Source organism: Myroides marinus (assembly GCF_900109075.1).
GTDB classification, from domain to species: domain Bacteria; phylum Bacteroidota; class Bacteroidia; order Flavobacteriales; family Flavobacteriaceae; genus Flavobacterium; species Flavobacterium marinum_A.
In genome coordinates this window covers 190,570-212,308 of sequence record NZ_FNYS01000004.1, presented here as the reverse complement: position 1 = coordinate 212,308, position 21,739 = coordinate 190,570, and the positions used below count along the sequence as shown (strand labels likewise).

21 protein-coding genes are annotated in these 21,739 nt (G+C 33.6%); 3 read left to right on the top strand and 18 right to left on the bottom strand.

The genetic code is table 11. The features are described from left to right. Positions 1 to 130 precede the first annotated feature (130 nt). The 3 genes from BMX53_RS06815 to BMX53_RS06805 are packed head-to-tail and all read right to left on the bottom strand — an operon-like array spanning position 131 to position 4,323. Positions 131 to 640 carry a gamma carbonic anhydrase family protein gene (locus BMX53_RS06815; RefSeq protein WP_038984311.1) on the bottom strand — a complete coding sequence of 170 codons (510 nt, stop codon included), beginning with the start codon at positions 638 to 640 and terminating at the stop codon, positions 131 to 133. A gap of 49 nt (positions 641 to 689) precedes the next feature. Next, positions 690 to 1,694 carry a PorP/SprF family type IX secretion system membrane protein gene (locus BMX53_RS06810; protein ID WP_038984312.1) on the bottom strand — a complete coding sequence of 335 codons (1,005 nt, stop codon included), beginning with the start codon at positions 1,692 to 1,694 and terminating at the stop codon, positions 690 to 692. A gap of 7 nt (positions 1,695 to 1,701) precedes the next feature. Next, the gene (locus BMX53_RS06805) at positions 1,702 to 4,323 is read right to left on the bottom strand and encodes a T9SS type B sorting domain-containing protein (protein WP_244154480.1); all 2,622 of its coding nucleotides are present in this window, start codon (positions 4,321 to 4,323) and stop codon (positions 1,702 to 1,704) included. Positions 4,324 to 4,437: 114 nt separating this feature from the next. Between BMX53_RS06805 and BMX53_RS06800 the strand changes: the two genes are divergently transcribed. After that, a complete protein-coding gene (locus tag BMX53_RS06800; protein WP_074745261.1) occupies positions 4,438 to 5,337 on the top strand; it encodes a NifU family protein in 900 nt (299 codons plus the stop codon). A gap of 674 nt (positions 5,338 to 6,011) precedes the next feature. Here BMX53_RS06800 and BMX53_RS06795 read toward each other — a convergent pair. After that, the gene (locus BMX53_RS06795) at positions 6,012 to 8,291 is read right to left on the bottom strand and encodes an inorganic phosphate transporter (protein ID WP_063176240.1); all 2,280 of its coding nucleotides are present in this window, start codon (positions 8,289 to 8,291) and stop codon (positions 6,012 to 6,014) included. 150 nt (positions 8,292 to 8,441) lie between these two features. On the opposite strand from BMX53_RS06795, the gene BMX53_RS06790 reads away from it, so the two are divergent. Further along, positions 8,442 to 10,445 carry a thioredoxin domain-containing protein gene (locus BMX53_RS06790; RefSeq protein WP_074745259.1) on the top strand — a complete coding sequence of 668 codons (2,004 nt, stop codon included), beginning with the start codon at positions 8,442 to 8,444 and terminating at the stop codon, positions 10,443 to 10,445. 3 nt (positions 10,446 to 10,448) lie between these two features. Further along, the gene (locus BMX53_RS06785) at positions 10,449 to 11,216 is read left to right on the top strand and encodes a mechanosensitive ion channel family protein (protein WP_074745257.1); all 768 of its coding nucleotides are present in this window, start codon (positions 10,449 to 10,451) and stop codon (positions 11,214 to 11,216) included. Positions 11,217 to 11,285: 69 nt separating this feature from the next. Here BMX53_RS06785 and tsaB read toward each other — a convergent pair whose 3' ends face one another. The 14 genes from tsaB to gcvH all read right to left on the bottom strand — a co-directional run bounded on the left by tsaB (position 11,286) and on the right by gcvH (position 21,730). Next, entirely contained in the window at positions 11,286 to 11,957 is a 672-nt protein-coding gene (tsaB, locus tag BMX53_RS06780; RefSeq protein ID WP_074745255.1) for a tRNA (adenosine(37)-N6)-threonylcarbamoyltransferase complex dimerization subunit type 1 TsaB, read from the bottom strand. Positions 11,958 to 11,959: 2 nt separating this feature from the next. After that, positions 11,960 to 13,210, bottom strand: coding sequence for an efflux RND transporter periplasmic adaptor subunit (locus tag BMX53_RS06775; RefSeq protein WP_038984320.1), 1,251 nt, complete (start codon positions 13,208 to 13,210; stop codon positions 11,960 to 11,962). Positions 13,211 to 13,216: 6 nt separating this feature from the next. Next, positions 13,217 to 14,653, bottom strand: coding sequence for a TolC family protein (locus BMX53_RS06770; protein WP_074745253.1), 1,437 nt, complete (start codon positions 14,651 to 14,653; stop codon positions 13,217 to 13,219). A gap of 77 nt (positions 14,654 to 14,730) precedes the next feature. Then, complete coding sequence (locus BMX53_RS06765; RefSeq protein ID WP_074745251.1) at positions 14,731 to 14,961, bottom strand: hypothetical protein; 231 nt, start codon at positions 14,959 to 14,961, stop codon at positions 14,731 to 14,733. A 12-nt stretch (positions 14,962 to 14,973) separates the two neighbouring features. Beyond that, the gene (locus BMX53_RS06760; protein ID WP_038984322.1) at positions 14,974 to 15,516 is read right to left on the bottom strand and encodes a DUF420 domain-containing protein; all 543 of its coding nucleotides are present in this window, start codon (positions 15,514 to 15,516) and stop codon (positions 14,974 to 14,976) included. Positions 15,517 to 15,526: 10 nt separating this feature from the next. Next, complete coding sequence (locus BMX53_RS06755) at positions 15,527 to 16,150, bottom strand: SCO family protein (protein ID WP_063176235.1); 624 nt, start codon at positions 16,148 to 16,150, stop codon at positions 15,527 to 15,529. A 1-nt stretch (position 16,151) separates the two neighbouring features. Next, entirely contained in the window at positions 16,152 to 16,811 is a 660-nt protein-coding gene (locus BMX53_RS06750) for a hypothetical protein (protein WP_244154479.1), read from the bottom strand. Positions 16,812 to 16,889: 78 nt separating this feature from the next. Next, positions 16,890 to 17,246 carry a cytochrome C oxidase subunit IV family protein gene (locus BMX53_RS06745; protein WP_038984325.1) on the bottom strand — a complete coding sequence of 119 codons (357 nt, stop codon included), beginning with the start codon at positions 17,244 to 17,246 and terminating at the stop codon, positions 16,890 to 16,892. A gap of 18 nt (positions 17,247 to 17,264) precedes the next feature. Next, positions 17,265 to 18,245, bottom strand: coding sequence for a cytochrome c oxidase subunit 3 (locus tag BMX53_RS06740; RefSeq protein WP_063176233.1), 981 nt, complete (start codon positions 18,243 to 18,245; stop codon positions 17,265 to 17,267). Between the two features lie 44 nt (positions 18,246 to 18,289). Next, positions 18,290 to 18,874, bottom strand: a complete 585-nt coding sequence (locus tag BMX53_RS06735; RefSeq protein WP_063176232.1) for a cytochrome c oxidase subunit 3 — start codon at positions 18,872 to 18,874, stop codon at positions 18,290 to 18,292. 1 nt (position 18,875) lies between these two features. Then, positions 18,876 to 19,790, bottom strand: a complete 915-nt coding sequence (cyoE, locus tag BMX53_RS06730) for a heme o synthase (protein WP_074745249.1) — start codon at positions 19,788 to 19,790, stop codon at positions 18,876 to 18,878. Between the two features lie 391 nt (positions 19,791 to 20,181). Next, positions 20,182 to 20,928 (bottom strand): deoxyribose-phosphate aldolase, encoded by a 747-nt coding sequence (deoC, locus tag BMX53_RS06725; RefSeq protein ID WP_038984329.1) that lies wholly within the window; start codon positions 20,926 to 20,928, stop codon positions 20,182 to 20,184. Between the two features lie 51 nt (positions 20,929 to 20,979). Beyond that, positions 20,980 to 21,360 (bottom strand): VanZ family protein, encoded by a 381-nt coding sequence (locus BMX53_RS06720; RefSeq protein ID WP_038984330.1) that lies wholly within the window; start codon positions 21,358 to 21,360, stop codon positions 20,980 to 20,982. Continuing rightward, positions 21,350 to 21,730 (bottom strand): glycine cleavage system protein GcvH, encoded by a 381-nt coding sequence (gcvH, locus tag BMX53_RS06715; protein ID WP_038984331.1) that lies wholly within the window; start codon positions 21,728 to 21,730, stop codon positions 21,350 to 21,352. Before gcvH ends, BMX53_RS06720 begins: the two co-directional genes overlap by 11 nt. Between the last annotated feature and the right edge of the window lie 9 nt (positions 21,731 to 21,739).

The following is a 21,739-nucleotide window of genomic DNA, read 5'->3' as shown; positions in this document are numbered from 1 at the left end:
TATTCGTCCCTCGCTCTGCGAAGTCTCCTGACTTCGTAGCATATAAAAAATATATCGTGTGACAAGCGAAACGAAGATACTTTGTATTAATTACAACACACCCATAATTAGTAATTAAAAACTAGTAATTCTATTTGTACCAGCTAGAGTACATCACATAATTATTAGCAATGCGCTCTACCTCTCCTCCGAAGTCAGAAGCACTGATATCTTTTACCTTCTTAGCAGGCATACCTGCATAGATAGCACCAGACTCCACTACAGTGCCTTGAGTTACTACAGCTCCAGCAGCGATAATAGTATTACTGTGTACTACACAATTATCCATAACTATAGCACCCATGCCGATTAATACATTATCGTGGATTACACATCCGTGTACCATAGCATTGTGTCCAATAGAAACGTTGTTCCCGATTACTGTAGGGTGTTTTAAGTACGTACAATGAACGATTGCTCCATCTTGTATATTTACCTTATCTCCAATAGTAATAGAGTTCACATCTCCACGTATTACAGCATTAAACCAAACACTACAGTTAGCTCCTAATGTTACATCACCTACTATAGTAGCATTCTCAGCCACATAGCAATCTTCAGGTATCTGAGGATATTTACCTCTTATTTCTTTTATAATCATAATATATAGCAATAAAAAAATCCCGATAAATATCGGGATTTTTTGTGTATTAATCTTTTGCCGTAGGACAATTACATTCTAAACTTGTTCTTTTTGGGAAGATATTAAACCCTACTGTGAATTGGTGAAAACCTCCATTTCCAAAAGTGATATCTCCCATCAGCTTTGTGTAAGCATAAGAAAAGTTTACATTCTTATAACTACCTCCTAGCATTGGTGAGATATATTGATAACGTTGAGTCTTTGATTTACCGTCTACGAAATAATCTGTTCCATTAAAGTTAGAACGGAATGATGCTCCCGCCCAAATTTTACCAAACTCAAACTGTCTATACACTTTCATATTAACATCTAAAGCGAAGTCTTCGCGTTCTTCCGTATATTGAGCTAACACAGACGGTTCATAGATCCATCCTGTTCCATAACGTGTATTACCAAATGCGTAACCAGCTCCTAAGATATACTTGCGAAGATTATTACTTTCTGCATCTGAATACATCTTACTCTTACTACTTACTGCATTCTTCACTGTAAACATAGAGAAGAAATTCTGATAGTGATAAGCAGCACCAAAGTCAACAGAGAAGTAAGAATCTTTTAATTCTATTCCTCCTCCCACATTTGGATCAAATCCACCAAACTCACTCTCGTCTAACTTCGTCTGTGCAAAACCAGCACTCATACCAAACGATAGTTGGTTTAAGTCATAACGAGACTCACTGAATGTAATATGGTGAGCATACGTTGCCTTAAATCCTGTCTGTGAGTGATAACCATTCTTATCGTTAAACCCGATAACACCGATAGCCGATTGATCACTTAATCTAGTACTCGCATTCATCGTCATCAGACGAGGAGCATCATCTACTCCACTCCACTGCTGTCTAGTCGTTAATTTTATATTAGTACTATTCTTAATACCCGCCATAGCAGGGTGCAATAGATAATAGTTATCTGCTAAATATTCAGAATTTACTGTTAGTCCTTCTTGCGCAAAACCAATTTGAGAAACCAATAATGCAATAGCTAAATAGCGCTTCTTAATTATATTCATAACTTAATTATCTTTTTAAAGAAAAGTGTCCTTTATAACTTACTTTACGTCCGTTTCTTTCGTCTGGTGTTTTATAGTCATTTACGAACTCTACCGTGAACCAATAGTCTGTAGAAGGCATTTGTTTACCATTCCACGTTCCATCCCATCCTTCTGTATGAGGACTTAACTGTTTTAATAATCTACCTGATTTATCATAGATATAGATACGAGCTTCATTATGTCCTTTCAGTCCAGGAATATTCCATGTATCATTATATCCATCTCCGTTAGGAGTAAAGTATTTAGGATAACCGAATACTGAAAACTTAATAGAAGCTAAACATCCTGTTTTGATGTTTCTAGCATAAGCTACGTGCTCTCCGATAGGCACGTTATAAAACTGGCTAGAAGGCTGGAATGCGCTATTATCTATCGCAAACTCATATCCATCAGTCACAGTACTTGTACCTCCATCTAGTACACCTAAGCGCACCATTGTTTCACCTTTTTCATCCACTTCCATACTGTTAATCATACCAGTCTCATCAGCTCCTTCTACCACTACTTTAGGCGGCGCTTTTACTGTCCATACAATAGAACTTGCCGAACATGATTCAATTCCAGGATAAGGAGGTTTAGCATAATGAGCTACTGCTCTATAGTTACCAGGCTCTGTTATTTGAATTGAAGTTTTATCAGCTGTATTTGGTACAGATTCATAAAATATAAGCCCATTATTTCTTGACTTTTCACGTTGCCAATCAATAGTTATAGCTCTACCTTTTACGTCTTTATTTTCTATACTTAGTGTAACTGGAATTATCTCGTTATTATCTGTATTAATACACAGTTGCTGTTCACTTTGTTTAGGTAAGTAATCAATAGCTAACTCAACCCCTAAAGATACTTTAAATGTAGAGAAGTTATCTGCCATACATTTAAACCCTTCTGTCATTACCACCCTTGTATAGATAGGCCCCTTCACTTGCCCCATTCTGATAGGATAAGCCGTTACTAGACTATCTGGCATACGTTTATCAGCTAATGCATCAGCTTCATCCTTATAATACACAGCCATAATCTTTTTGGTAGGATTTGTATCTGGAATGTTAGTGAATGAAGATTTCCCTAATATCACATTCTCATATCTTCTAAGATTTATAATAGAGTCTCCACTAACATTCTCTATCTGGCAATATTCAAATGTCTCATCTGACACATTTACTGTTTTTAAATTATCATAACCTAATGACGCATAAAAGAATGCAGTATTAAAGTTATTGTCTTCTAAGCTAGTTAAACGAGTCCATATCTTACGAGCTTCATCTAAATTCACTGTAATTTCAACACCAACAATCTTATTTGTATTAGCGATAGCATCTTCTTCAGAGTTAAAATACCCAATAGAGTATTTCCCTTTAGGATCAAAATCAGGCTTAGCCATTTCTTCCTCTGTAGCTATAGGTCTTCCATCAGCGATTACTGTAGCCTGTCCATCTATAGTCAAACTATAAGATGCTATCTTACTATCACAGTAAGATACATTAGGAAGAGCAGGAATAGTAGGTTTATCTATAATAGTAAACTTAACCTTTTGTGCAGTTGATACAATAGGATTAGCCGACTTCGCTAATTTATAAGAAATACGAGCAGTCACATCAGTACCATGTGCACCTTCGATAGGTTTAGTAATATCTAATGCTTCTTTATTAGCTATCGCATCAGCTGTTGTTTTGTGGAAGGTGATTGTATAATAATCAGGATTCTCACCAGCAGCTAATAAAGCAGGGATAGTTGGCTTCAGATTAAAATTACCATAACGATTATCCTTATCTCTTCTAGTCTCTACAGATTCTAAAACAGGATTAACACCACTAACTTTTAACGTCTCTACGTATAATGTAAACTGACGAATAGCTGTCTCCCCATCAAGTATTATTTTAGCCTCTATTACTTGATTTTTATTTGTAGTAAACTTATCTACCTCAACATCTGTCAATTTTGTTTTTACAGTACCGTCTACTTTGTATAACTCTGTATTAGAATTACCATAATATAACTGGTTTTTATCTTCTAGTAAGACGAAAGTAGCATTCCCCTTATCATCTGCAGATTTATACTGATCAGGACGTCCTGTCACTCTATCATTTAATGTAGCTCCTTCATCTGGCTTTACTTTAATTAAGAATGCTGTCACAGTCACTTTAGCAGGATCTACTACAGACTGTACTCTAAGATACTTAGTAAGTGGTGCACTAGCTGGATTAAACTTATCTATATAAAGAATCTCATTTATCTTATTAGTACCTTGACTAGCTTCATTTGGAGTATTGTGAAAGCTATATACATAACCATCAGGAACAATAGCGTTGCCTTCAGCATCTATCGTTACTCCAGTATTTTTTGCCTTAATCGCTTCCCCCAAGAATACTCTAAAGTTACCCGAAGCAGTATTTTTAGGAAGTGCCTGCTCTATATCATGAGGCTTTCCTACTTTCACCTCTGGTTTTGGTTCTTCCTGTTCACTAGCCACTTCAGCTATTGCTTTATTCCCTATATAGTCATAAGGATTTATACCTCCTACTACAGCCCCTACAGACAGAGCTCCTGAAAGTACAAATAATGAAAGCCACATTCTTTTGCCCATTTTCTCGCTATATTAAATTGTTAGTGCTTACTAATGTTAATTAAATGTTTAAAAATCTTATCTTCGTGACGCTTAGTACATTTCTTTGCTAATTTTGAAAAAAACTAAATTAACATGTCAAAAATACAAATTCAAAATACGTCAAACCCAACTATCATAAAATTTGTTTTACCAGATTTTATAACTAAAGGGGAAAACTACGAGTTCAAAAATATAGATGAGACTGCAGAATCACCTTTAGCTAAGGAATTATTTTATCTTCCTTTTGTTAAAACGGTTTATATCTCAAATAATTTTATCGCCATCGAAAAATTTTCAATTGTCGAGTGGGATGAAGTAAAAGAGACAGTTGCAGACCAAATAGATCTTTTCTTGGCTAAAGGTAAGAAAATCCTAATAGATTCTAAAAAAGAAATAAAAAAGCAACCAATTACTATTTATGCTGAATCAACTCCAAACCCTTCAGTAATTAAATTCGTTGCTAATAAATTATTAACAAAAAAAGGTGTAGAGTTCAAAAATATAGATGAAGCTAGTGCTTCTCCTCTAGCTAAAGAACTTTTCAAACAATCATTCGTTAAAGAAATCTTTATTGACGAGAACTATGTTTCTATCTCTAAATACGATGCATTCGAGTGGGATCAACTAATCCAAGTTACTCGTTCATTCATTAAAGAGTTCTTAGAAAATGGAAACTTAGCTGTAGATGAGTCTTTAATCTCTGATACTAAAGCTATCGAAGCGGCGGCTGATGAACACTTCGACTCTCTAGACGAAAAGTCTCAACGCATCATCAATATCTTAGAAGAGAACGTAAAACCAGCTGTACAGGCAGATGGTGGTAATATCGCATTCCAAAAATATGACCAAGAATCTAATGTAGTTCACGTAATACTACAAGGTGCATGTAGCGGATGTCCTTCTTCTACATTCACTCTAAAAAATGGTATCGAAGGTATGCTTAGACATATGCTTAACGATGAAGCTATCATCGTAGAGGCTCTTAATGGCTAATCAATACTTGCTTAAAATATAAAAGGTAGAACGTTATGTTCTACCTTTTTTTATGCCTATATACTTCCTCTATATAGTTTCTATCATGAACATATCTCTAAGATATCCTATCTACCTCATTATTTTCCATCAATGACCTCTTCTAATAAAACTCATCCTTTTTTTGATTTTAAACTTAAAAACACTTCTTCTAGTCTTCCACAAAACACTTTTTAAGGGACTTTTTTCTATTTTTTATGTAGAAAAGGTCTTTTTTGAGGCAAAAAACAAAAAAGTGATACACTTTTTTTGTTCCAAAAGATTCCAAAAACGCACACAATACATTAAAAATCAGATATTTAAAACAAAACACCTTACTTCTATTAAAAAACACAACATCCCCTAAGGCTAGTGTTTATGGGCATTACGGACAAATCCTTTCACAGTTCTCCTAGGATTCTCCCATTTTGCTCTAGCTGAGAGTCATTTTATAAGAGAACTGTAAAGTCATCTTGGACGAATCGTGGAACAAGCTATTTCGCGAACACAAAAAAAGGCAGATATAAATAGACTTAATTATCACTCTGGACAATTCAGACTACTCATACCTGCCTACAAATATCAAATGCTATGTAACAATAAACGAAAAGAGGCCGCTCACGCAGCCTCTTCCCTTCACTTAAATTAAATATAGATTAGCTCATTCTAATGAATGACTTCCTCTTTACGTCAATATCGAAATCCTTAAACAACTCTAACAATCCAATTGTTGATTTGATTAATTCATCCGTTTCAAATAGAATAGAGAAGTATAACTTACTATTCTTAGGACTCGTCTCAGTAGTACGAATACGGATAATTTGTTTTTGGATTAACTTATCCACTGTTGCTATTAAATCTTCTTTTTCACTTAAGATCTCATCAATCTGAGAGAATTTCTCTTCAGTGAATAGAATAACTATTTTATCAAATAATATTTGAAGCTTCTTATCGATTAGTTTTAGATCTCTAATCTGGTTAAACTTCAATTTCTTATGGTTATTATCTACGTGAGTATAACTATTCTGTGCTATAAAATTAATAGCCTTAATCATATCTTGTAGATATCCTAGAGTCAACACATAGAACTTACTCGCCTCTACAGATGTCTCATCTAGATTCTTAATAAAGAAATAAACATTACCTCTTAGGTCATCTACCTCTTTCTCTAACTTCTTAAGTTGTTTCTTACTTTTCTTAAGATTAGTGATGTCTTGAAGAGCTACTCCATCTATTACTACTGTAAATAGCTCATTAGCTTTAGTAATTACTGTTGCTATCTGAGAAGAACTTTCTGATGCAACTCCTTGTATAGTTTGTATGTCTACATTATCAAGTTTAGCATCTTTATCCTCTTTCTCTTTTGATTTTTTGATATATGATTTATTACTTCTGTATAATAATATCCCTACTAAAATCAACATTCCTACTAGAGCGTAAATCTCTCCTATCTTTAATACATAAGCGATAACGAATGAAGCGATAAAAGCAACAATAGCTGTCACAAACCATCCTCCGATAACGTTAAATACTCCTGCTACACGATACACAGCCGAATCTCTATCCCAAGCTCTATCTGCGAATGATGTACCCATAGCCACCATAAACGTAACATATGTAGTAGATAATGGTAACTTCATAGATGTACCAATAGAAATCAAGATACTCGCTACAATAAGGTTAACTGATGCACGTACCATATCGAATGCTGGTTCGTCTTTTGGAGCTTTGTTTTTTGGTTTTTTAGGAATCTCAAAACGCTTGTCCATCTTAAGTTGTAATGATTTTGGTAAAAAATAATCAACAACCATTCCTATCAATACCATTCCACGTACGATAACTTTAGATAAGATATTCGGTGAGAATTTCTCTGCAGTACCACCTGTATCTTGTCTAGCTAAGCTCATCTCCGTCTCGATAACGTTCTTTGCTTTCTTAGAAGTCCATAATGTATACACCATAACGATTCCAGCAATAGCTAAGAAATAGAATGGAGCTACTACATTTTCCTCGGCTAACTTAGCCATCATATAAGTATCAGGAGATTGTCCTGATTCCATAAAGAATCCAAATGATTGGTATGCTGCAATAGGCACTCCAATGAAGTTCACTAAGTCATTACCAGCGAATGCTAATGCTAGAGCAAATGTTCCAATTACAATAATTACACGAAGTATATTTAACTTGAATATACTCATTAAGAATTGTGAGAATATAGTCCAGAATACCAAACTTAAACCAATAATAATTAATTGGTTATTTCCAATCCATGTACTAGTCTCTTTAGTGATAAAACTAGCTCCTTTTAACCCTTTTACTAGGATAAAGAATGTAATAGCTGTAATCGCTACTCCACCAAATATAGCACCGAAATACTTTAATTTTTGTTCTACCTGGAAAGTAAAGATTAACCTAGAGATGTACTGTACTAACGTACCTAAAGTAAACGAAAGTATCACCGATAGTAAAATACTAACTACAATCTCCGTGGCTTTCTCTGTATTAATATAATTAGGCAATACTGACCAGCTGTCATTATTAGCCATAATCTTTATAACTGCAAGACATACTGCTGACCCTAATAACTCGAATACAATAGATACTGTAGTCGATGTAGGTAATCCCATAGAGTTAAACACGTCCAGTAGTAATACGTCTGTAATCATAACCGCGAGGAAGATGACCATAACGTCATTAAAGGAGAACATACTAGGGACGAAAATACCACTTCGGGCTATTTCCATCATTCCTCCAGAGAAGAGCGCTCCAACTAATATACCTAGTGAAGCCACTATCATAATCGTTCTAAATGTAACTGCCTTAGATCCAAGGGCAGAATTCAGAAAGTTAACAGCGTCATTACTTACCCCAACAGTTAAATCGATAATAGCTAATACCCCTAAGGCTATCAGCATTACAATAAAAATCTGTTCCATTAATATTATATTTAAATTAAGTGTAGTGCAAAATTGACCATAAAATTCAAGTCCGATGTTAAGCGAACGTTATTAATGCGAATTAATCTTTTTTAGGATAGGATACAATTGACTACTTTTGTTATTCAACAAGAACAATTAAAACTCAATATGAACACACTACACTTAGAATCAAGCCCTTACTTATTACAACACGCTAATAACCCCATACATTGGAAAGCGTGGAATAAGGAAACTTTAACACTCGCTCAACAGCAAGACAAGCTTATCATAGTGAGTATTGGCTATTCTACGTGTCACTGGTGTCATGTAATGGAACATGAAAGCTTCGAAAATGAAGATGTCGCTGATGTAATGAACACTCACTTTATTTCGATTAAAGTGGATAGAGAAGAACTTCCTCATCTAGACAACTTCTATATGAAGGCTGTACAGATTATGACTAAACAAGGAGGATGGCCTCTTAATGTGGTATGCTTACCTGATGGTAAACCTATCTGGGGTGGGACTTACTTCAGAAAGGACGCTTGGGTAGATTCATTGTTTCAGTTAAATAAGCTCTATCAAGAAAAAAAAGATACTGTATTAGATTTCGCTAATCAATTAAATGAAGGGATTACTATTCTGAGCCAAGCTCCTGCAGCACAAGAAGAGTCTAGATTTAATATAGACATTCTACTAGATACGTGGAAGAGAAGCTTTGATTGGGAATACGGAGGATATGATAGAGCCCCAAAATTTATGATGCCTACTAACTTACTTTATCTACAGAAAAAAGCGGTCTTACATCAAGACCAAACCTTGCTAGATTATATTGACTTGACATTAACTCGCATGGCGTGGGGTGGAATATTTGATACTGTAGAAGGTGGTTTCTCTAGATATGCTGTAGATCATAAATGGCACGTGCCTCACTTTGAAAAAATGCTTTATGACAATGCACAGTTGCTATCTGTATATGCTGATGGGTATAAGCGTACTAAAGATGAGTTATATAAAGAAATTATTGATAAAACGATTAACTTCATTTCTACGAATTGGGCTAATGGAGAGGGAGGTTATTATTCTGCATTAGATGCTGATAGTCTTAACCAACAAGATCACTTAGAAGAGGGAGCGTATTATGTATGGACTATAGAAGAATTAAAATCTCTTATCAAAGAGGATTTTGATCTATTTAGTACAGTATTTAATATCAACTCTTTTGGACATTGGGAAGAAGATCATTATGTATTGATACAAACTCAACCACTAGAGACTATTGCTCAAGAATACAATATCTCATTAGAACTATTAAAAGAGAAAAAGAGCAATTGGGAAAACTTACTTAATACTTATAGAAGTCATAGAGCGAAACCTAGACTAGATGATAAGACATTGACCTCATGGAATGCTATGTATATCTCTGGTCTACTAGATGCTTATACAGCTACAGCTAATACAAAATATCTAAAATTAGCTGAAGAGAACTATTCATTTATCCAAAACAAACTATGGAATGAAGAATTAGGTCTATTGCGTACTTATAAAAATGGTGATGCCAAGATAGAAGCCTTCTTAGATGACTATGCTTTCTATATACAGGCATTGATTAATCTATTTGAACACACTGGTGAAGAACATTATATTAGCACAGCAAAGAATATCACGGACTATACACTAGACCACTTCTTAGATCACAAAAGTAAATTCTTTTACTTTAGTAAGTACTCTAGTGATGACGTGATCACTCCTGCTATAGAGACTGAAGACAATGTTATTCCTTCGTCTAATGCTATTATGGCTATGAACTTGCTAAAACTAGGAGTTCTATATGAACATACCTATTATACAGAGTTAGCTACTAATATGACAGAAACTATGCTATCTATGATAGATTATCCATCTGCTTACTCTCATTGGTTACTAGTACAGCTATATCTACAGCAACCAATGGAACTAACTTGGGTAGGTAAAGATTCTCTAAAAGATAATTTAAATACACGTAGTAAGGTAATCTCTAGAGCTTTTGTATTTAATATGGACGGTAATTCGAGTATTCCTTATCTATCTAAATATGTGGTTAATGAGGAGACTGTTCATTACCTTTGTATGAATAATGCCTGTCAGGCCCCTAGTGCAGATAACTCGAAATTAGAACAATACAGTTTATAAAACATGCAAAAACTAGATACATTACTGTCTAAATATATAGAAGATATTATCACTTATATCCCAGAGATAGTGACTTCGCTATTTATCTTAGGATTGGGATTATGGATGATACGCTTCTTACAAAGATTAGCTAAGAAGATATTTCTGAAAAAGAACATTGATCCTACTTTCTCTAGCTTCATATTAGATATGTTGATTTGGGGAATGCGCATTTTATTATTTGTCATCATTGCTTCCAAACTAGGAATACAGACTAGTTCATTCGTAGCAATTATTGGTGCGATGAGTTTAGCCATAGGTCTGTCACTACAAGGATCGTTAAGCAACTTCGCTGGAGGTGTATTGATTATTCTATTCAAACCTTTTAGAATTGGAGATGTTATAGAGGCTCAAGGAGAATCAGGCAAGGTATTGACCATCCATATCTTCTCTACACAGATATTAACATATCAAAACAATGTAGTCTACATTCCTAATGGGGTATTGTCTAATGGAAAGATTAAGAATATTACTCAGAATAATCTAAGACGTGCTGAGATAGCTGTACAAACAACGCTATTAAAAAACACAACACTATTTATAGAAAAACTACAAGAGGAGTTAGATAAGTATGATAAGGTATTATCACAACCAAAACCTCGTATCCTGATAAAAGAATTACTAGATACTAAAATTACTTACACTGTACAAGTGTGGGTAGAGAATGACAATTACACTACAGCCTGCTCTTATGTGCTCTTAAAAGCAAGAAAAATAAGTGATGCTATGTAATCTGTTGTATCCTTATAATAAAAAAAGACGGTTAACAATTCAACTTGTTAACCGTCTTTTTTTATTGTCTTATTTTTTCTTTTGTATTAATACGAAGTCTTTTAAGTAGAATGGCTCAAAGTAAGCTACGTCTACAAAATCTTCTTTTAAATACTTCTGATATGCCATCTCTCCCATCTCACGTGCAGATGGATAAGTTACTTCTGGATAATACACAAAGTTATCTCCTGATAGTACTTCCTGGCACTTCATAGCTCCATCACCTATTAGATGTAAGGTACTGTCTGCATGTTTAGAGAATGAGTTTTCATCTATAACGATAGCTTCAATATCTCCTTGTCTTACATAATCTTTATCAAAAAGCACTGAGAATACTTCCATTCTACGTGCATCTAACATAGGTACAATATATCCTTGTTCTACCTTAATTTGTCTAGCTAAAATTTCTAATGTATCTAAGGCTATTAATGGAATAGATAATCCATAACACAATCCCTTTACAGAAGATACACCAATACGCAAACCTGTATATGAACCCGGCCCTTGGCTAATAGCAATAGCTGATAGATCTTTTAGTGTTTTGTTATTTTCTTTTAATAACTCTTCTATAAAAACATGTAGTTTCTCTGCGTGAGAAAAGTTCTCTTCTGCAATTTCTTTACATGCTATTACTTCTCCAGTTACTGATAATGAAACAGAACAATTCTTAGTTGCTGTCTCAATAGATAAAATCGTTATCATTGTTATTTTTTACTTTCTACTTCTACTTTCGCTCCGTGTTGAAGCGTTCTACTTACAGTCGAATATGGTCCTGTAATAATTACATCATCTTTCTTTAATCCTGATATGATCTGAATATTAGTATCATCTTGTATACCTGTCTTCACAAACCTTAGTTTAGCAACTCCTTTATCATTCACAAAGACTGCTTCACGCATCAGTTCTTTGTCAAATACCTTCTTACCTTCAGTCTTATCTACTACAGTATCTGTTGGTGTCTTCATTACCACAGCACTAATAGGTACAGCTAATATATCATTCTTAACATTAGTAATAATATCTACTGCTGCAGTCATTCCAGGTCTAAAAGGAGAATAGTTCTCTATATCCTTATTAAGCAAGTCTTCATAAGACTCCTTAAGCACTTTAATCTTTACCTTAAACGTAGTCACTTGATCAGCTGCTAAGGTTGTATTTGAAGCTGAATTAGAAATACTAGTTACTACTCCTCTAAACTCTTTCTTAAGATAAGCATCTACATTAATACGAGTCTCATCACCTAGCTTTACCTTAACGATGTCATTCTCATTTATATCTACTTCTACCTCCATACTACTTAAGTTAGCTACTCGTAATATCTCAGTACCCGCCATCTGTTGCGTTCCTAATACACGCTCTCCTAATTCTACATTCACTTTAGATATAGTCCCATAAGCTGGTGCATAAATCGTGGTACGAAGCAAGTTCCCCTTTGACTCTGCTAACGCTGCCTTAGCACTCTCTACATTGTAATATGCAGATGTCTGTGCTGCCTTTGCTACTTCATAAGCACGTACTACTTGATCCCATTCAGATCTAGAGATTACTCCCTTATCATATAACTTACTATTTCTATCATAGTTGGACTTCGTCTCTTTCAATTGTGCTTCTGCTTGAGATAAACCTGCCTTACTAGTAGCTAGCATAGCATCCATTCTATTCATAGCAGAAGTATATAAGTCAGGGTTAATTACCACCAACAAATCACCTTTATGAACTACTTGCCCTTCTTTGATTGGCAAATTTATGATTTCTCCAGATACTTCTGAAGATATTTTAATCTCTATTTCTGGTTGTATCTTACCTGTACCAGAGACAGTCTCTATAATATTAGATTTGTCTAATTCCACAGTCTCAACAATAGTAGCTTCTTCTTTATTGCCAAATGCAAACTTACTCAACAGAAAACCAATGATAAGAATAACAACTACTATTACAATATATTTTTTCTTCATAACATCTTAGTTTTTAAATAATGGAATACCAAAATAGTACTCTAGTATCTTGGTCTTAAAAATATATTCATACTTAGACCTTAATAAGTCAGACTGAGCTGACACATATAAGTTTTGATTCTGATTTAAATCAAAGATACTTATCATTCCTACAGAATAGCGTTCCTTAGCATATTGTAAAGAAAGCTTTCTAGCTTCTAAACTAATATTACTTGCTTCGTATTTCTTTAAAGCACTTTCTGTATCTGTGTATGCTTTAAATACTAATTGTTCTAGATTTAATGCTTTTACTTCTCGTTCATTTTCTATCTGTTTAAGCATTAACTTCTTTAACTTCACATTATTCTTAGTCGAAAAACCATTAAATATTGGAACCCTTAGACTAACTCCGAAATTGGAATTAAAGTTGTCACTAAACTGGTTAAAGAACGAATTAGGGCCTCCATAAATAGCCATACTATTATTTCTTAATACTCGCTGATTAGATCCTTCTACATATCCAATCTCACTTGTACTAGGTAATAATTCCATACCTATTAATCGATCCTGATAATTGATATTCGTTCCTAAGTTATAAAAGGCTTGTAGAGAAGGACTATAAGCAGACTTAGCTATCTTAACATCTTGTTCTGCTATATGTACATTAACATCCGCTGTTTTTAAGTCTGTAAGGCTTTCTGCTGCTCTATCCGAAATATCTTGAGCTGTATGAGCCAACATTTTAGATTCTCCTATCTCGTAATCTTTATCTACAACATCAAAAGATTCATAAGATGTAATCTGTAATAGCTGTGCTAAGTTTAACCTAGCCATCACTAATTCATTCTGAGAAATAATTAGTCGTTGCGTTGCCACAGCTACTGTTGCTTGTGCTTCTAATAGATCTCCTCTAGGGACTACACCAGCATTCACTAGTTCTTGAGTACGTTCTTCTTGACTCTTATCGTATTCTAATTGCTGTTTATTCGTTTTAACCAATTCTTTATTAAACAGGATTTGTAAGTATGAATTAATCACATTAAGAGCGATATCTTCCTTCATCTTTTGAAGTTGATACTGAGAAGCCAAATGCGACAACCTAGCTTTAACCAATGTATTCTGTTTCTTTGATCCATTATACAGATCTACATTCATACCTAGACCCAGAGTGGTACTCTGTATAGTTTGGCTTTCTATATTGCTAGTTATTTGATTCGGTTGATCTGCAATAGTCCAAGAATGATTACCAGTCAAATTAACACTAGGCATAAAACTCCCTATTACAATATCCTTATTTATATCAGCACTTTGTTCATCTAATTCGTATTGCTTAATACGTATGTTGTGCTGAATAGCATAATCAATACACTTCTCTAGTGACCATAGAGTATTCTCCTGTCCATATATAGACATACTACTAGACGAGATAAAGATTGTCGCTATAGTTAATAGTAAGCGTTTCATTTAGCTTTATATTGATTAATAATTTAGTTATCAAGTATAAAGTAATAAAAAAAACCGCTAATATTAGCGGTTTTCTATTATGATTTTGTATTTCTTTTGTTTTTATAGACTTTATAACTAAAGTACATTGCTAATCCTACTAATAAATATGGGAATATCATCAAATAAACAATTCCATCATTTACAGCTTCAGCTTTTACTCCTCCATCCTCAGTCTCTAGTGTAGCTCTACACATTGCACATTGAGCTGAAACATCGTAAGAGAAAAGCAAGAAAGAGAAAACAAGTCCCCAACCTAACTTTTTCATATTTACTAAATATTATGCGTTAATATAATATGGAGAAATCATTAAATATACGATTACTCCTGTCACTGCTACATACATCCACATAGGATATGTAATACGTGCTAATTTTTTATGTCTTGCATAAGATCCTGAAATACCACGTACGAATGTAAACAACACAAAAGGAATAATAATGATAGACAATAATATATGTGTAATAAGAATAAAGAAATAAACATATCTGATGATTCCCTCTCCTCCAAACTTAGTCTCAATAGATGTCATGTGGTATGCAACATACATAGCTAAGAAAGCTACTGAACAAGCAATACAACATTTAATTAAACGTTCATGTAATTGTTTATTCCCTTTCTTGATAGCTGCTACAGCAAGAAATAATAATACTGCAGTAAGTCCATTTATGGTAGCATAGATAGGAGGTAAGAAAGATAAAGGTTTAACATCATAACCTAGTTTCTGTAAATTAACTCCAAATAAAATAGCTACTACGACAGGTATTACAATAGATAATATCCATATCCACTTATTATATTTTTGTTCTGTATTTGATTCCATTTTTAATAATTTATTCGTCTAATAATGCTTTAATATCCTCTTTTAACCATTTAATTCCTTCATCAGAAGTACCATCATAGTATACTACTGGGTTTCCATGCTCGTCTTTACGACTGCGGATATTACCTTCTTTATCAACTAATGCAAATAATCCAGAGTGTTCAAATCCACCAGGTGCATCAGGATTAACTCCTGTATACATATTAAACTTCTTCGCTATATCATAAATGTATTTAGCATCACCTGTCATCATATGCCAGTAAGGATTCTTTACTCCTAATCCATCTGCATGTGCTTTAAGAGCTTCAACAGTATCTCTAGTAGGGTCAATAGTAATAGATGCGATACCAAAGTCCATTTTACCATAAAACGTCTCCTGTAGTTTCATCATATTAGCATTCATAATAGGACAGATAGTTGGGCAATTAGCAAAGAAGAACTCTACAACATACACTTTACCTTTATAACTATTATTATTTATAGTCTTATTATTTTGATCAACTAATTCAAATTGAGGAGCAGTACCTATAACCATAAGGTCAGCCTTCTCAAACTTTTTAATAATCTTAGGCACAGCCCAAATACCAAATACTAAGATCACCAATGAGATCCAGATATATGACTTATCCTTCATACTATTCCTTTTTAGAATTTATTTTCTTATACTCTTTTAATGCCATACGATACTCTGCTAAAACAACTTTAACGTCGTCCATCATATCATTATGTAACTCTGCGGCAGAGATTGTTGAATAACCTTCTTTATATTCATAATCTCCAACTTTATTACTCCCTTTACGACCACGAAGTTTACGATCTTTATCGATGATATAAACATTAGTAGTAGCCATATCGCTATCTAACTTACCTACCAGACCTAGTGAATTATAAAACTCTTGGATTTCTTCTGGTTTTAAGAATAGATAATTCCAATTAGACATATCAGAGATAGGACTTAACTCATCCACTACTTTCTGAGCTTCAGCCTCACTACCATATGGCAATACCATAATCAATTGAAAGTCTTCAAACTCTCTATATTTATTATATATCTTTTGATTTAAGTTAAAAGCATCACCTTTATCCTTAAATAAATGTGCGCCTGGAAAACCTAAAACTGTAATCTTACCATTTAAAGATGGGTTCTTATTTAAGAAGTCTTTTCCCTTAGGTAAATCATTTACTTCTTCAGTAATTACAGGTAAACGTTTAAACTGATTAACACCCGTTGCAAAGAACAAATATGCACAAATAGGCATCACAAAAAGCAACGTAAGAATTAAATATTTCTTCATTTTAAATAATTGTTGACTTAACTAACAAAAATAAAAAAAGGCGGTCAATAAACCGCCTTTAAAATATATAATATGTTATTAAAATATCCACTTATATTGTGAGTTATGGAATACTTCATAGATATAATTACCTTCTGTCAAAACAAGAGCAATTAAGTAAACACATAAGAAAGTTAGAATACCTGCTACAGACCATCTGAAAGCTGATTTTTCTTGTTCTAAGTGCATAAATGCCCACATAATGTAGTATGCCTTAACGATAGTTAAAATAATGAAAATATAGTTTAATAAACTCAATCCAAAAATATGAACGTGGTGTAGAGATGCTGGTTTAATAATACCTAAAACAACCTCTACTAGAGTAACTAAAGACATGATTACGAATACTGTCCAGATTCTCTTTGTATTTGAATGATGTGCTCCTTCTGCTGCCATTTTTCTTATTTTTAAAAATTAAACTAAATAGAAGAATGTAAATACAAACACCCATACTAAATCCACAAAGTGCCAGTATAATCCTCCTTTTTCAACCATTTCATAAGTACCTCTTCTTTGGTAAGTACCTAATAATACGTTGAAGAATATTACTACGTTGATTAAAATTCCTGTAAATACGTGGAATCCGTGGAATCCAGTAATGAAGAAGAAGAAATCAGCAAAAGTTTTGTGTCCATACTCGTTGCGGATTAAGTTAGCTCCTTCTACTACTAATACAGCATCTTCAAGACGTTTAACAGACTCTTCTCTAGTTAAAATTTCTTTGTGCTTAGTGTCAGTAGTTAATTGAGTTCTGATTCTCACGTTTGGATTAGCTTCGAAACCAGCTTTTACTTCAGCAATTGAATAAGTAGTTGCCTCTGCTCCTTTAACGAACCAAGTTCCTTTTGCTCTTGTCAAAGTCGCCTCATCTCTGTTTGGATCAACTTTAGCAAAATCAGCTAATGCAATTTGTTTACCATCTTCACCTACGAACTGTAAGATAGAACCTCCTCTAGTCTCAACTGCTCCATAAGTTCCGCTAATAAAGTTTTTCCATTCCCATGCTTGAGACCCCAAGAATACTAATCCTCCGATAATAGTCATGAACATGTAAACTGCAACTTTATTTTTCTTCATTTGGTGTCCTGCATCAACAGCTAAAACCATAGTAACTGAAGAGAAGATCAAAATAAAAGTCATCAATGCCACATAGTACATTGGTGCATCTACACCATGTAAAAATGGAAAGTGATTAAATACTTCGTCTGCAATAGGCCAAGTATCCATGAATTTGTAACGAGTAAACCCGTATCCTACAAGGAATCCACAAAAAGTTAATGAATCTGATAATATGAAATACCACATCATCATTTTACCATAGCTTACTTTAAGAGGCTCATTTCCTCCACCCCAAGTAGTTTCTTTAGTAGCTGCTGTAGTAACTGTCGCTCCCATAAAATGTTGTTAGTTATAAAGTTTTCAAATTTAGTTTATTTTTTTTATTTAAAGAATGTAAAAAATAAAAACAAATAAATCCACAATAAGTCTAAAAAGTGCCAAAACCATGCACACAATTCAATACCAATATATTGCTGCGAATTGTACTTTTGTTTAAAATGATTATAAATTACATACAATAATGCCAAAAGCCCTCCTGCTAAGTGAGCAATGTGTACAATAACTATTACATACAAAAATGATGTTGTGATTGTACTTTCACTTCCAGTGAAGAAATATCCCATAGATATTACTTCATTAAAGCCTTTGAACTGCAAAAAAACGAATAACAATCCTAAAATCAAAGTAGAAACTAGATAAGTAGTCGTTTTATTGCGATCATTGTTCTTTATCGCTTTAAAAGCAAGGTGAAAAGTAATACTACTCAACACAATTGCTAATGTACTATATAAAAAAGAATTTGGCAATTGGAAGTCTGCTAACCAATCTGGTCGTGACTTACTAACAACATATGCACTAGTAAGACCCGCAAATACCATCATGATACTCCCAATACCGAAAAGCATCATTACTTTCAATGCCTTCCCTTTTCTTTCGTATTGTTCTTGAACTGTTAAATCCTCCATGTTATCTTAAAATTTTATCAAGTATATAGATTATCTGTATTAAAGAGATATACGTCACACTTACTAACATAAGTGAACGCGCTGCTTTATCAGTTCTCTTCTTATACAGTTTAATTCCTGCCCATAACATCCATAAACCAGCTAATAATACTAATACAGCAGAAACTGGTGTTAAATATAAACGTCCTGTAACTCCAAATACTGGAAAAACTGAAGCAATAATTAACCAAATAGTATATAAGATGATTTGTGTTGCAGTTTTAGTATCCCTTTGACCTGTAGGTAACATAGAGAATCCTCCTTTTTTATAATCATCATATAAGAACCACCCAATTGCCCAAAAGTGTGGGAATTGCCAAAAGAATTGGATAATAAACAGTGTACCTGCTTCAATTCCAAAATCATTAGTAGCTGCTACCCATCCTAACATAAATGGTATAGCTCCAGGAAAAGCTCCTACAAATACAGATAATGGAGTAATAGTCTTAAGAGGAGTATAAACACTCGTATATAAGAAAATAGAAATAGCACCAAACATTGCAGTTTTAGGGTTAACTATATATAAAATAGCAATACCTGCAATAGTTAGTGTACATGCTAATACAAATGCTGCATTAGGTTTAACTCTTCCTGATGGTATAGGGCGATTCATTGTTCGCGTCATCTTCACATCTAAATCTCTCTCGATAATTTGATTAAACGCATTAGAAGCTCCTACCATACAATAACCTCCAATAGCTAATGCCAGAATAGTATACACATCAATACTTCCAACATCGGGTATAGCCAAAAAATACCCCGCTATAGTAGAAAAAACTACACTGAGTGCCAACCTCATTTTAGTTAATTCTTTAAATTCCGCCAACAACGAGGTTGACGTACTTTTTTCAGACGATAAATTCAAAGCTGTTTTCATTTATTTTTAATGATGTGCAAATATAGTTCAATTTTTAAAACAAACCCTATAAACAACGTATGCTGCTTATATTAACCTGTTTTTTAAAATATCTTCAAATATTAGCAACCTAAAAAAACAACACTCAAATAAAACAACCATTTCACAAAAAATACTTAGATGATAATCACAAACAGCTACGATTGCTATGATAAAGAAAACGAATCAAATACGTCTTTTTAACATTAATTATAGTTATACTAACAACTTCTATTCTATTTAAAATCTTTCTATATAACACAAAGCACCATAAACAAACCAAGTTACCCCAAAATGATACAAATAATTCAGAACTAGCTGAACAAAAAAAGGCACCTTAAATAAGGTGCCTTCATATTTTCCAAGAATTATTCTAGTAGTTATCAACAGTACCTGTTCCTTCAACTATTGCTTTAGCAGAAGAAGTACCTAAACGTTTTACCCCTAAATCAATTAACTTAATAGCAAAATCTTTATCTCTCACTCCACCTGAAGCTTTTACTGAAAGAGGACCTGCGTTCTCTAACATTAAAACCATTGCTTCTAATGTTGCTCCATTAGGTTTACCACCCTCTGTTTTATAGAATCCTGTAGAAGACTTAACGAATACTTTCTCGTAGTCTTTCTCATTGAATTTAGCTAATACAACATTTTTGATAAGAGCTGTTAATTGTACAATCTGATTATCTGTTAATGCAGCAGTCTCTAAAATCCACTTAACTACTTTACCAGCTTCTAAACCATATCTAGTACACTCTTCTACTTCTTTTTTAACTTGCTCAACTTCTCCTTTTTGGAAAGCTGTGTAATCAACAACGTAATCAATTTCATCAACTCCATCCGCAACAGCTTGTTTTGCTTCAGCTAATTTAGCTTCTAACCCACGATTCCCTTCTGGAAAATCAATAACAGTACCAATAGCTACTTTAGAATTCGCTGCATCTACCATCTTACGTCCCATCTTAACTTGATCAGGACGAATCATTGCTAACTTAAATTTTTCATCGATAGCCTCTTGAACTAAATCTGCCACTACCTGATTATTTTCTACTTCTGTTAAACCAGCTTGATCAGCTAATTTTAAATAAGTAGAATCCATAAATTCCCTTAAGTCTCTCATAATCTAAATATATTAAACAAAAAATGACCCCATTAGGGGTCATTTAAATCTTTATTTCTTTCTTCTAAAAAGAGTCAAACATAGTAATACCCCAAATAAACTACCTAAACAATTCGCTAGTTCATCTGCCCATTCGGCACTTCTAGATGCTGTGAAATAATACTGAAGTACTTCAACAATTCCACCCATCAAACTAGCTATAGTAAAGATACGAATACTTAACTTAATTCTAGATGTATTTGGGTTACTTTTTACATAATATTTAAACCAAATTATGGAAAATACAAAATAAAAAGTAAAATGTGCAAGTTTGTCCTTATAAGGAATATCAAATCTTGGTGCTTTCGCAATTGTTTCACTACTCAGTAAACATGCTGCTAGAACAACTACTGTCCAAAGTGTCCCAATAACGAAGTATAATTTACGCTCCAATCAATTCTTTATATTGTGCATCTGATAATAGATCTGCAATCTCATCTACATTAGATACTTTAACTTTTATCATCCATCCTGCTCCGTAAGGATCAGTATTTACTAATTCTGGCTCTGTTTCTAAACCTTCATTAAATTCAACAACCTCTCCTGACAATGGTAAGAATAAGTCAGAAACTGTTTTAACTGCTTCTACAGTACCGAAAACTTCATCTTTATCTAAAGTTTGATCTAATGTTTCAACTTCAACATAAACGATGTCTCCAAGTTCTCTCTGAGCAAAGTCAGTAATTCCAATTGTAGCAACATCTCCTTCGATAGCTACCCACTCGTGATCTTTAGTGTACTTTAAATTAGCTGGTATATTCATTATAATAAG